Here is a 12187-nt window from a genome sequence, read left to right as displayed (position 1 = left end):
AAAATGGCACACACCGAAAATCAAATTATTGAGGTTATTCCTAGCCTTCTCGCAGGAGATGGTTCTTTTGATGTAGATTCCATTCCATTTTGTACGCTCTGTATTGAGGTGGACGAGAGAAGGATTCGGTTTTGCATCGTTCGAGATGAAAACCTCGAATGCGTATGGATAGAGGACTATGGGTTCGATAAAGTACTCACTGAAACGGAAGTTTTTGAAAGACTAAAAAGAATCTTTAAGGGGCATTTGTTATGGTCGTCCAATTCCTGGCTTAATGTCCGTATTGCCATCAATTCCCGCGCATTTAGCCTGATTCCTTCCATTCTTTTCGAAGAACATCGCATCCATAATTACCTTCATTTCGCGATGGGCGCCCCCGTATCGGCCGACGATAAGGTCCTTTATCACGAAGTGCCGCTGGTGCATGCACATAATGTATTTTGTGTTCCTAACCTGTGGTACGACTGGATCGTCAATCACTTCAGTTCTTCTCATATTAGCTTTTATCATATTACCAGCCCTCTGATTATCGGTGCCTTGGTAAGTCATGCTGAAAATGAAGAGGTCAAAATTGTATCCTTATACTTCGAGGTCGATCACTTTACGATGATTGTAACAGATACCAACCGATTGGTATTATGCAATCGCTATCGATTCGAACATGCTTCTGAATTGGCCTATATTGTATTGTTTGCCCTACATCAGCTCAACCTTTCCTCAGAGGAAGTGCGTGTTATCTGTTATGGAGAAATATCCATGGATTCGGAGTTGGTGGCCGAATTGATGCGCTTCTTTTCTAACCTAAGCCTGGGGCGAGGGCCTACTACCCTTAGGTATAGTAAGCACTGCGGAGATATTCCGGGGCATCGTTATTTTGGATTGTTTAATACCTTCCTGGTATCGTCCTAGGCCTTTTGAAAGGCCATTGAAATTTCTGGGATCTGTTTAAATCGTAATGACTACTCATTGTTTCCTGCATCGCTAGTATGCGTAACAGGGCTGATTTTACCGAGCTAGCCTTAGCTATCCTGCACCCAACCGTTTCGGAATAGACCAACAGGTGGCCGACTTCGATGATAGCCCACAAATAGCATATTATTTATGGGTTGATTTTTAGAAGAGGCTCTAAATGGTAGCGAGTTATTTCGTAATCATGAGAAGTTCCGACCTCCGAATGGACACCATTTTGGTGTTTTTCTTGTGATATATGGATTCAAAATTGAAATAAATGAGCTTATTTAGGGGAAAGTAATTTTTAACCCTATCGGTATTGTATTAAATATGAAAAAAATTGCATTGTTTCCTGGTTCTTTTGATCCATTCACCAAAGGGCATGAAGATATTGTACTAAGGGGTCTACGTTTTTTCGACGAAATAGTAATAGGTATTGGGACTAATTCCACCAAGAAAAGGTATTTTCCTTTGGAGGTGATGAAGGAGTTAATAGCAAGGACATTTAGCGATTATCCTAATATAAAAGTTATTTCCTACGACGACCTTACGGCTCATACGGCCCGTATGCTCGGTGCCCGCTTTTTGCTTAGAGGCCTGAGAAATACCACCGATTTTGAATATGAAAATGGCATTTCTCAGGTCAATCGGTATGTCTATGAAGAGATTGAGACCGTCTTTCTGATCACCTCCCCCCAGCTAGCCCCCATTAGCTCTAGCATTATTAGGGACTTACACCGGTACGGGCAGAGTGTCGATGATTTTCTTCCTTATTCACTTTCTGAGCTCAATCAGCTCAACAGAGAAGTCTAAGCCTGGAAGAAACTAATTGATTACGACCTACTTGAGGGGTGGCGTCTTCGTCGCCAAGCCAGGTTATTCGGGATTGTAGGAGATCCCTTGCTCATTCTTTTGTTGGATTTTGGTCAAGGTGCTGATCACAAAACGGATGGAACTAAAGGAGTTGATGAGAACGGTCTTGGCTTCCTTCGGGGTAAGCCAGTCGAGTTTTTCAATTTGTTCCTCGACTTGAGGAGCCATGGTGGAGTCATCCACACAATCCAAAACGTACCATTTGGTCTTCTTTAATATTCTATTCCCATTAAAGGTGTAGGTATGCCAAGTGGTACAAAGTTTGTCCTTAATGACGGCCTTGACCCCCGTTTCCTCTTCGATCTCCCTTACTGCGGCTGCCTTCGACTTTTCGGACTTATCCAGTTTGCCTTTGGGTAAGTCCCATTTTTTACGGCGGTACATAAATAGCCATTTATCTTCCTTCATGACCACCCCGCCAGCGGCCTTCACCACCTTATAGAGCCCTTTGATTCGGTCTTCTAGAATTGATTTCTCCCTGGTAGCCATGGTAATCGATAGAAGTTCGACGGGGACGGTGGTTTCAAGGCTTTGAACAATTTGAACGGCAACAGAACCAGTCGTATTTAAAAATAATACATGGCCACTCAGCATTTCCTTCGAGAATTTGGAAAGGCGTAAATCGATGATATGGTCGAAGTGCGACGTCTCTTCAGCCGAAATACGGTTAGGACGAACAATTTTGCAAGGCCGGTCGTCAAAAAATAAGATCATGGTTCGTTTGTTTCAGTGAGCTAGATTGCAAAATAAGTAAAGAGTTTAGTTTAGACAGCCATAATATTTGATAAATTTGCTGTTGGAATAAATTTATCGTTTTTGGAACTCCTAATTATATTATTTCTGGTCATTTTGAATGGAATATTTTCCATGTCCGAAATAGCCCTCGTCTCTTCTCGTAAGTCGAAATTAGAATCTGCTGCCAAACATGGAGATGCATCGGCCCTGGCCGCTCTAAGTTTGGCCAATTCACCCAATCGTTTCTTGTCTACGGTACAAATCGGTATCACCCTTATAGGGCTTTTGACGGGTATGTACAGTGGCGATAACATTACCTCTGACTTTGAAGCATTTATTGCTCAGTTCGATATCTTTAAGGAATATAGCCATACCATTGCAGTGGGTGCGGTATTGGTGCTTATTACTTATCTATCGCTGGTATTGGGCGAATTGGTGCCTAAGCGAATCGGCATGTCTAAGCCTGAGGCGATAGCCAAATTTATGGCTCGTCCCATGAACATCCTTTCGAGGCTTACTTCCCCTTTTATAGCCCTGTTAAGCTTTTCCAGTGACCTTATTATTGGCTTACTCAATATTAAGCAGTCGGAAAATTCTGTAACTGAAGAGGAAATTAAAAGCCTCATGCAAGAGGGAACCAGTGGGGGCGTATTTGAGGAAATTGAACAGGAAATTGTCCATAATGTATTTCAACTGGGTGATAGACGGGTCACTTCCTTAATGACCAACCGCCAGGAATTGGTATGGCTTGATACTGAAGATTCGGCGGCAGTCAACAAAGAAAAAATATTTGATAGTCGGCACTCGATTTATCCCGTAGGGAAGGGGTCGATTGACGAAATCTTTGGCTTGGTGTATGTTAAAGATCTGATTGCTACAGATATCGACCAACAACTGGGCGACCTAGAGTCTATTATGCGCGATCCGGTTTACCTACCCGAAAGCAACCGAGCTTACCAGGTTTTAGAGAAATTTAAGGAGAAACGGGTTTATTTCGGGGTTATCGTCGATGAATACGGGGGGATCTTGGGGGCGGTAACCATGCACGATATTATGGATGCGCTGGTGGGCGACATCTCGGAGGATGTGGAAGAGGATGCCGAAATCGTTAAAAGAGACGATGGTTCCTACTTGGTCGATGCACAGTTGCCCTTCGATGACTTCCTGCATTATTTCAATATGAGCATTCCCGAACAAGAAAAAAGAGAGTTCGAAGGTTTCAATACCCTCGGTGGCTTTGTACTCCACGTACTCGAAAACATCCCGGTAACGGGTGAAAAGTTTGTTTGGAAGCATTTTGAATTTGAGGTGGTGGACATGGATCGTAGCCGAATTGATAAATTAATTGTAATTAATAATAAAAAGGAAGAATCTGAAGACTAAAATGATGGAAATGGAGAAGGAAGTTTCGAGTAAAGTGGCAGCATTATTGCTTCAAGCCCAGGCAATCAAGTTAAGTCCCGAAAACCCATTCGTATGGAGTTCGGGTTGGAACTCCCCCATATACTGTGACAATCGGGTAGCTCTTTCTTATCCCGAGACCAGAGACTATCTAAAACAAAAACTTTCAGACATTGTACGGGAACAGTATCCTAACGTCGATACCATCGTAGGCGTAGCTACTGGAGGCATCGCTATGGGAGCCTTGGTAGCCGATGTGCTCAACTTGCCTTTCGCTTATGTACGTCCCGAACCCAAGAAACACGGGATGGGTAACCAAATAGAGGGCCGTATCGAAACCGGGCAGTCGGTATTGGTCGTAGAAGATTTGATTTCAACCGGTGGGAGCTCCCTTAAAGTAGTGGATGCCTTAAGGGCTCAGGGAATAGAAGTGGCCGGGATGGTAGCTATTTTTACCTATGGCTTTGCTGTGGCAGCCGAACAGTTTGCCGCTAAAAATGTATCCCTAACAGTACTTAGTAACTATTCGGCCTTGATGGAAGAGGCGGTAAGCCAAGGTAGGATCACCCAACAACAGGAGGCCTATCTGTCCGAATGGCGCCTTCAACCGTCCACTTGGGGTAAAAAATAATCAGATAACGGATTTGAATCGGGGAGCCTTCTAGTTCATAGTGGGCTCCCCGTTTTTTGTTTAAAGGCGGTGATTGATCAATTTTTCGAACATTCCTCCAAATGCTTCTTCTTTTACACCGTCCGACTTCAGGAACTCATGAGGGAATCCTAGCTCTATCGCACTGGCTAGGTTGAGTCGGTTTATCATTTCTTCGGGCAGGGTAAAGTCCAAGCACCCGAGCGAATCCTGGATTTGGGTGGAACGAGAGGCACCAATAATCGGGATCATCACCTGGTTGCGGTGGCGAGTCCAATTGATGGCTACCTGAGCCGGTGTCACCCCCATTTCGTCGGCTATGTCCACAACGGTTTGAGCGATTTTACCACTTTTTTCGTTTCTCCTAGTGCTGTCGTCAGGAACACGACCCTTCTCGCCCCTTAAGTATTTACCCGTTAAGGCACCTCCACCTATGGCTCCCCAGGGAGTTACTGCCAAATCTAACGCCTTCGACATGGGTAGCAGGTCTCTTTCGGGGGTACGTTGCAATAGGCTATATTCGAATTGAATGGCCGTAAAGGCATTCCATCCACGCAGGTCGGCGATGGCATTACTCTGTGATACGATCCAGGCGGGAGTGTCCGAGATACCAATATAATGCACCATTCCCCTCGAAATGAGGTCGTCAAGGCCTCGGAGCACTTCGTCGACGCGGGTGGTGTTATCCCATAAATGTACCCACAGTAGATCGATATAATCGGTATTGAGTCGTTTTAAACTGTTGGTTACCGACCTAAACATATTTTTACGATGGTTGCCAGCGAAATTCAGGTCCCCATTACGATCTTTAAGCGTGAATTTGGTGCCTACCACCCAATGGTCGCGGTCTGCTTCGATGAATTCACCCAGGTATTTTTCCGAACTTCCTTCGGTATAGCGATTGGCAGTGTCTATGAAATTACCGCCCGCATGTGCATATGCATCAAATATTTTGAAACTTTCGTGCTTGTCGGCTCCCCAGCCCCATTCTTTTCCGAAGGTCATTGTTCCAAGACATATTTCTGAAACCCTAAGGCCGGAACGGCCCAATAATTGATAACGCATTATTTGAGGAATTAAGATTAATTGTATACGATTCTATAACGAAGTACTTCGATCTTTAATTTTCTATTGCAAAGGTATATTCTAAGCGGTCAATTGTCTTTATATTGTGGCGAAATTTGAATTTTTTTAGCCCACCATAAATGATTGACGCTTCTTACCCTTATTTTGATGTTAATTTAAGCTGGCTATCCAACAACTATCGCTTGCTGTTGGAGGCCCAAGACGATTCCGTGCCTGTAAGGGAAAGATTGCAATTTTTAGGGCATTATGCCTATCAGACTAATGAGTTTTTTCGAGTCCGGATTCCCACTATTATGGCCATGGGCGAAGTTACCAGCGACATCCGATCTAAGCTCAACATTTATCCGCAGTCCCTAATAGAGCATGTTCGAGAAACCATAGAGAATCAGCAGATAGAGTTTTATAATATTCTCTCTAACAAGGTGCTACCTGAGCTCTATGAGCAAGGGGTTCACCTGTACTTCCAGGAGAGTTTTGCCGCCGAGCATCAGTCTTATTCTCGATATTTTTTTATAGAGAAGCTTTTTCGTTACCTCCAACCCATTCTTTTAGAGAGTAAACGAAGTGCTAAATTTGCCGTTTTTGAACCCAAGAAACTTTATTTGGTGATCAGGTTGCAGCGGTTGTTACAGCCAGATGAAGACCTGTATGCTACGGTCAATATCCCTACAGACTCCTTCGGCCGATTCATAGAATTACCAGAACTTGATGGCAAAAGGCATTATGCCTTTGTAGACGACATCATCAAGGAAAATCTTAATATCCTGTTTCCAGGTTATGAAGTCCTGGATTCCTATGCTTTCAGAATGGAGAGTGAGGTGGAGTTCAATATAGAGGATGAATATCCCCTTCCAATGGCCCAGCGGATATTGAAGCAATTAGAGAAAAGGAATTTTGCATTATCTCTGCCCTATTTTACGGAGACAGGCGTCCCTATTAATATGCGCAATTATATGGTGACCCGGTTGTCGCTAGCTCCCGACGAATTCAATGACTCCGGCCCTTATATATTCTTGCAAGATTTGATGACCTTCCCTTTCGTCTCTAAGAAATTGACCTACCCCGATATAAGGCCCATTCAGAGCGATTTGTACCGGGATCAAGTCTCTGTTTTCGACTATATTCAACAGGGAGACCGTCTGCTGCACTTGCCCTACCACTCCTATGAGCCCATTATCCGTTTTTTTAATGAGGCTGCCGTTGATCCACAGGTGAAGGAAATCCAGGTTTCCCTATATAAGATAAGCCCCAACTCCTTTATTCTCAATTCGCTGATTAGTGCAGCTAGGAATGGTAAGCGGGTGTTGACTTATGTAGAATTGAATACCAAGCTAGATATTCAAGAGAATATCCACTGGTCCAGAAAAATGCGGGATGCCGGTGTTAAGATCATTCTGAATGCCCCAGGCCTAAAAGTGCATGCCAAAATCGCATTGGTGAAGCGCCGAGGCCAAAAAGGGTGGGAACGATATGGCTTTTTGGGCACCGGAGGCTTTTATAAGCTGACGAGCCGTGAAATTGTCGATCATGCTCTGTTGACCTGTAATAGGGAAATTACCAATGAACTGGAGCTGTTGTTCGGATATCTGGCTACTCAAGAGGAGCCGAAAAAGTACAAATACCTTCCTTTCAACACCCTGTCGGTGACCCAGTTCAACCTACAAAAACGACTCATCGAGTTGATCGACCGGGAGATAGTGAATAGCAATGCCGGGCTTAGGGCTTTTGTTACCATTAAAATCAATCAGATTCAAGATCATATTCTGATCGATAAGCTCTATGAGGCGGGCCAGGCAGGGGTGTCCGTACACGTGATTGTCAGTGAGAGTAGCTGCCTGATAGCCGGGTTGCCTTCCATTAGCGATAATATCACCGTATATCGTCATATCGATCGTTTCGTGGAGAATACCCGAATCTTTCATTTTTGTAATCGGGGCGAGGAGGAGATATTTTTATCTTCCTGCGACTGGACCTTTAGAAATCTGCACCGACGGATAGACATATGCTTTCCGATATTAGAAGATAATTTGAAGAGTCAGCTTAAGCTGGTACTTCGGAATTACCAAAACGATACTCAGAAAGCCGTTAAGTTGGATTTGTATCAGAATAACCTTTCCTTAAAAGAGGACGGTCGCCCGAAGTTACGGGCACAGGATGCCAATTACCGTCTGGTGGAAAAATGGAAAAAGGTCGCTTTAAATAGAATAAAGGATGAGTTTGACACCGAGGATCGTAAGGATGTGGCCGACTGACCTATAGTTTTATACGCTTGAATACGAAGAAGATAAAAGTTATATTAAGGTTTGGATCGGTTTTGAGATCTACCCCGTATCTGTTTATCTTTGGTGCTTAGTTAGCATGCGCCACTCAAAGGAAGTAATAGTATGGGAATAAGTGAGCGCCGTGAGCGACTCAGAAAGCAAGTGCGGGCCGATATCATCCGTACTGCCAAGGACATTGCCCGGGAGTCAGGCTGGACTTCTGTGTCAATCAGAAAAATTGCAGAGGTTATTGAATATAGCCCTCCAATTTTATACGAATATTTCGAAAGTAAGGATAAGCTTTTAGAGGCTATTCGAATGGAGGGTTTTGAGCGTTTAAATACGATTTTTGTTTCCCTACGAACCCATTACAGCAATCCCCAAAAGCAGCTGGTGGAGGTAGCCCGTCATATTTGGGAGTTTGCTATTGAAAATCCGGAGATTTTTCAAGTGATGTTTAATTTGGAAGGAGCCTATTGTGACTCTAAGCGTAGCTATGCGGAGGCGATGCGCATTAAAGACAATCCCGTGTGGGAAATGATTGCCCATCTGAGGCCCAAGTCGGCCGATGCAGTTACCAAAACCTATTATGAATTCTGGTGCCTTACTTATGGTTTCGTTTCCATGACCATGACGACTCAGCCCAGATATGCATTTACCCAGGCTGAGCCATTATATATGGAAAGTGTTCGCAGGTTTATCCGAAGTATTATGTAAGTGGCTAGGCTACTGTTTGTTGGCGTACATCCACTTTACTTTGATGGTATACCATGGAGTTCGGCGCTACACTTTTGACCACCCAGGCATTACCACCTATAATAGAGTCGTGCCCGATGACCGTCTCTCCTCCCAATATGGTCGCATTCGCATATATCACTACATGGTCCTCGATGGTAGGATGGCGCTTCTTGCTGGCCATGGATTTGGATACGTGGGTGGCTCCTAAAGTAACCCCTTGATATACCTTGACATGGTTCCCAATATGGGTGGTTTCTCCTATTACAACGCCCGTTCCATGATCAATAAAGAATGAATGCCCAATCACCGCATTAGGGTGAATGTCGATACCCGTTTGGCCATGGGCATATTCGGTAAGCATACGGGGGAGTAGTGGAATACCACATTGTGCAAAACAATGGGCGATCCTATAGGTGGCAATGGCCGTAAAACCGGGGTAAACCGATATCACCTCCTCGATACCCACTGCTGCTGGGTCGTTTTCGGTAATGGCTTTGGCATCTAATAGTATGCTGGCGTATACATCAGGAAGGCTTTGGAATATCTTATTAAGAGCAGTTTCCTTATCTTCATTAAGCTGGGGTTCCAAGGGGGCCAGAAGACAATCTAATTTTTCACGTAGCTGGGAGTAAGAAGTGTGGATATCCATATTCTCTCGATCCCTATCACAATCTTTCCCAATGGGAAACATAAAGTTGATCAAGCTTTGAATAAAATGACCTGCATCCTGACGGGAAGGGAGTTTGTAGCGAAACGATTTACTCTGTTCGCTCAATAGGGCAAGGAAATCCTTTTCTTTGTCGGTTATCATCAAGTTACTTTTATTTTTCTGATAATATATGGGTACACTTTTTTTATTCCTAACAACAATTCGGGTCGTTTAAGTTGCGTTTGCCTGAAATTACTTAATCTGACCTTTTAATGCTGAGTTTTTTTATGTAAATTGTTTGACGGACCATCATATTGTATTCTAATCATTCTATGACTCGTATTCGCAGCCTTGCTTTTTGCATTTTATTCGCCTCTTTTTCGTTAACATCCTGCTTTAAAGCACATATTATTACCGATAAAGATGTTCAAAAGCATTATGCAGCGAAGGTGAACAAGCCCAAAAATTATATCATCAAAAATGATACCTTGTCTTTAGGCTTATCTACGATGGGTGCCGACAGCCTGCCTATGCTGTTGCTGATCCATGGAGCACCTGGCTCAAGATGGGGCTATATGAATATGTTGGACGACGAAGAATTGAGCAAGCGATTCCACATTGTGTCCGTCGATCGGCTGGGGTATGGCCACTCTAGGATGAAAAAAATAGGGCCGGTCACCTCCATAGAGACGCATGCCAGGGCACTTCTCCCCATATTGGCCCTAAATCATTCTAAGAGTAAGATTACCATCTTAGGTCGATCCTATGGGGCCCCCATTGCCGCTACCTTAGTATCGATGTTCCCCGATCAGTTCAAAGAGTTAATTATGGTATCGCCAGTGATAGATCCAGAAAAGGAAAAGTTTTATTGGTTTTCTAAATGGGGGCGAATGTCTTTTATTCAATGGTTTTTGCCTGGGGCCTTTAATGCAGCCACTGCCGAGAAATTTAGCCATGCTGAGGAGCTCAAGAAGATATTACCAGTTTGGGGGCAATTGAACCTCCCTACTACGGTCATCCAAGGAGGCAATGACTGGATCTCCGACCCGGCTAATATCGACTTTGCCAAAAAACACATAAAGTCCAGACAGGCCCAGTTTATTTATCTCAATAATGCCGGGCATATGATTACGTATACTCATTTGAAAATGATCAAGGAAATGTTACTGAAAAAGGCCTTGTTTAACGATCACGTTCAGATGGATGCTGGCAAGCAATTGTCTATTGTGCACAGCAAATAATAGCTTTAAAACCAAGCAGCTCCTTGCTGGAGTGCTTCCCTAATAAAATAATAGGATAGCTCCCTCATAAGAAAGCGACCAGGTAGGACCTGGTCGCTTTTCTGCAACATAATTAACCTATATTATAATGTCTAAAACCCTGGTGTGTTTTAAACATTTCCTTATCATTGGGACGAGAAATCCGATGAATCACCACGAACGATTTGAAGTATTTTTTGTTTTTACATAAAAATAGGAGGGGAGTATTTGTCGAATATCGGGGTTGCATCCACCCTATAAACACAATAAGGCCCATCTGATCGAATCGTTAGATGGGCCTCTATGTTATGATATGCCTTATTTTATTACAATTTTCTTCGTTTGACTCCCTAAACTAGTACTCACATTGATGAGATATAATCCAGGTCCGTAAGCTTTGAGACTAAAATCTTTTTCTATCGAAAAAGCTGGAGAACTGGTACTATATTGCTTTACAGCCTGTCCAGACGTGTTCAATACTTGGATTTTTATATTCAGCTTGTCTCGGCTCGTTACCACAACTCTGATATGATCATCTGAAGGGTTGGGGTAGGCCAGTACATCGATTTCGACTTCTGGGTTACTATCGCCTGCTACCACTAGGTTAGCGTCTACGGGCTGATAGGGCGGAATATCCACCACTTCCCCAGGCCCATCAACCACCGTAAGCGTAGCCTCTCGGTAGGTCTCCGATATGACCACGCCCTCTCTCCATTCCTTGGCTACGATAGCATATAGGTAACGGCCTTCCATGGTAGGAGCTGTCCAGACGAGCTGGTTTGAACGATCGATATAGAACAGACCTTCTTTCGATACGTCGTTGGGATAGCTATAGGAATGATTGATCATGCGAACACCACAGGTGCCTGGGGATGCTTTAGAGATCTTTACGATCCGATAGGAAAGGCTATCGGCTTCCGTTGCGATGGGGGCTAGGGCTTGTTTGAAGTTTTGACGTAGACCGGCTGTAGTCTTCAGGTCGGGGAATTGGGGCGTTGAGTTAGCCATTTGGGTATTCAGTATGGTCCAGAGGAACAGGGTGTTCTGATCCCCCTCAGGCAAATTAAGTATTCCGTCCACTCTGTTTTCGCGTTGGACTGAAATTTGATAATTTCCTGGGGAGGTGTATTCATGCTCTCCTTCAAAGGTTTTAAAGATAACCCCCGCATCGTCCGTCGCAGTGTAGCTATTGGTGGCCAGTAATGTGCCCGTTTGGCCATCTCCAAAGCATACTAGCACACTATTCTCGGCGTTAATGGCACTAGCTCCGTTGATCTGGTCCATCGCTAGTTTCACTACAATTTTATAATTTTGATTATTGAGTTGAATGGCTTGTATTTCCCCGCCCAATATATGGCTGGCCCGTAGGGGTAATGCTATAATGAGTAAGCTAAAAAGTAGGGTATAGATGGTTTTCATATTTCGCTTTTTTATACTAACGCTTCAGGTCGTTTTTTTGTATCGAATAGCCCTGTTTTTACTCGATTAAAGGCCTATTATGCGCTTATTTTGTTTTTCGATTCAATATATTAGTTATTCATTACAATCTTTGGATAAGCCTCCTTTTTTTTTGAGCGGGCGCTAC

Annotated in this window: 11 protein-coding genes; 7 read left to right on the top strand and 4 right to left on the bottom strand. The window is 43.8% G+C overall.

Annotation, left to right across the window (positions count from 1 at the left end; translation table 11 throughout):
- Positions 1 to 3 precede the first annotated feature (3 nt).
- Both CLV98_RS16985 and coaD read left to right on the top strand, forming a co-directional pair.
- Entirely contained in the window at positions 4 to 909 is a 906-nt protein-coding gene (locus CLV98_RS16985) for a DUF3822 family protein (RefSeq protein ID WP_109676108.1), read from the top strand.
- Positions 910 to 1281: 372 nt separating this feature from the next.
- Entirely contained in the window at positions 1282 to 1764 is a 483-nt protein-coding gene (gene coaD, locus CLV98_RS16980; protein ID WP_109676106.1) for a pantetheine-phosphate adenylyltransferase, read from the top strand.
- Positions 1765 to 1827: 63 nt separating this feature from the next.
- Here coaD and CLV98_RS16975 read toward each other — a convergent pair whose 3' ends face one another.
- Positions 1828 to 2538: an NUDIX hydrolase gene (locus tag CLV98_RS16975; protein WP_109676104.1), complete on the bottom strand. Its 711-nt coding sequence runs from the start codon at positions 2536 to 2538 to the stop codon at positions 1828 to 1830.
- Positions 2539 to 2640: 102 nt separating this feature from the next.
- Here CLV98_RS16975 and CLV98_RS16970 point away from each other — a divergent pair, with 102 nt between their 5' ends.
- Positions 2641 to 3942 (top strand): hemolysin family protein, encoded by a 1302-nt coding sequence (locus CLV98_RS16970; protein WP_109676102.1) that lies wholly within the window; start codon positions 2641 to 2643, stop codon positions 3940 to 3942.
- A gap of 4 nt (positions 3943 to 3946) precedes the next feature.
- Positions 3947 to 4591 (top strand): orotate phosphoribosyltransferase, encoded by a 645-nt coding sequence (gene pyrE, locus CLV98_RS16965; protein WP_109676333.1) that lies wholly within the window; start codon positions 3947 to 3949, stop codon positions 4589 to 4591.
- A 60-nt stretch (positions 4592 to 4651) separates the two neighbouring features.
- Here pyrE and CLV98_RS16960 read toward each other — a convergent pair whose 3' ends face one another.
- Positions 4652 to 5674, bottom strand: coding sequence for an aldo/keto reductase (locus CLV98_RS16960; protein ID WP_109676100.1), 1023 nt, complete (start codon positions 5672 to 5674; stop codon positions 4652 to 4654).
- 140 nt (positions 5675 to 5814) lie between these two features.
- Here CLV98_RS16960 and ppk1 point away from each other — a divergent pair, with 140 nt between their 5' ends.
- Positions 5815 to 7947 carry a polyphosphate kinase 1 gene (gene ppk1 / locus CLV98_RS16955; protein WP_109676098.1) on the top strand — a complete coding sequence of 711 codons (2133 nt, stop codon included), beginning with the start codon at positions 5815 to 5817 and terminating at the stop codon, positions 7945 to 7947.
- Between the two features lie 132 nt (positions 7948 to 8079).
- Positions 8080 to 8673, top strand: coding sequence for a TetR/AcrR family transcriptional regulator (locus CLV98_RS16950; protein ID WP_109676096.1), 594 nt, complete (start codon positions 8080 to 8082; stop codon positions 8671 to 8673).
- A gap of 4 nt (positions 8674 to 8677) precedes the next feature.
- Here CLV98_RS16950 and epsC read toward each other — a convergent pair whose 3' ends face one another.
- Positions 8678 to 9505: a serine O-acetyltransferase EpsC gene (gene epsC / locus CLV98_RS16945; protein ID WP_109676094.1), complete on the bottom strand. Its 828-nt coding sequence runs from the start codon at positions 9503 to 9505 to the stop codon at positions 8678 to 8680.
- A gap of 170 nt (positions 9506 to 9675) precedes the next feature.
- Between epsC and CLV98_RS16940 the strand changes: the two genes are divergently transcribed.
- Complete coding sequence (locus tag CLV98_RS16940; RefSeq protein ID WP_109676092.1) at positions 9676 to 10584, top strand: alpha/beta fold hydrolase; 909 nt, start codon at positions 9676 to 9678, stop codon at positions 10582 to 10584.
- A gap of 336 nt (positions 10585 to 10920) precedes the next feature.
- Here CLV98_RS16940 and CLV98_RS16935 read toward each other — a convergent pair whose 3' ends face one another.
- On the bottom strand, positions 10921 to 12021 hold the full coding sequence (locus tag CLV98_RS16935) for a T9SS type A sorting domain-containing protein (protein WP_109676091.1): 1101 nt from the start codon (positions 12019 to 12021) through the stop codon (positions 10921 to 10923).
- Positions 12022 to 12187 lie beyond the last annotated feature (166 nt).

It is taken from the genome of Dyadobacter jejuensis, assembly GCF_003149085.1.
GTDB classification, from domain to species: domain Bacteria; phylum Bacteroidota; class Bacteroidia; order Cytophagales; family Spirosomataceae; genus Dyadobacter; species Dyadobacter jejuensis.
The sequence above is the reverse complement of the archived record's forward strand: the minus strand, read 5'-3'. Positions and strand labels throughout refer to the sequence as shown.

What these genes read in the sequence shown, in the direction of transcription:
- coaD (WP_109676106.1), top strand. Translation starts at nt 1,282, where the DNA reads ATGAAAAAAATTGCATTGTTTCCTGGTTCTTTTGATCCATTCACCAAA.
- epsC (WP_109676094.1), bottom strand. Translation starts at nt 9,505, where the DNA reads ATGATAACCGACAAAGAAAAGGATTTCCTTGCCCTATTGAGCGAACAG.
- CLV98_RS16940 (WP_109676092.1), top strand. Translation starts at nt 9,676, where the DNA reads ATGACTCGTATTCGCAGCCTTGCTTTTTGCATTTTATTCGCCTCTTTT.
- pyrE (WP_109676333.1), top strand. Translation starts at nt 3,947, where the DNA reads ATGGAAATGGAGAAGGAAGTTTCGAGTAAAGTGGCAGCATTATTGCTT.
- CLV98_RS16975 (WP_109676104.1), bottom strand. Translation starts at nt 2,538, where the DNA reads ATGATCTTATTTTTTGACGACCGGCCTTGCAAAATTGTTCGTCCTAAC.
- CLV98_RS16985 (WP_109676108.1), top strand. Translation starts at nt 4, where the DNA reads ATGGCACACACCGAAAATCAAATTATTGAGGTTATTCCTAGCCTTCTC.
- ppk1 (WP_109676098.1), top strand. Translation starts at nt 5,815, where the DNA reads ATGATTGACGCTTCTTACCCTTATTTTGATGTTAATTTAAGCTGGCTA.
- CLV98_RS16935 (WP_109676091.1), bottom strand. Translation starts at nt 12,021, where the DNA reads ATGAAAACCATCTATACCCTACTTTTTAGCTTACTCATTATAGCATTA.
- CLV98_RS16960 (WP_109676100.1), bottom strand. Translation starts at nt 5,674, where the DNA reads ATGCGTTATCAATTATTGGGCCGTTCCGGCCTTAGGGTTTCAGAAATA.
- CLV98_RS16950 (WP_109676096.1), top strand. Translation starts at nt 8,080, where the DNA reads ATGGGAATAAGTGAGCGCCGTGAGCGACTCAGAAAGCAAGTGCGGGCC.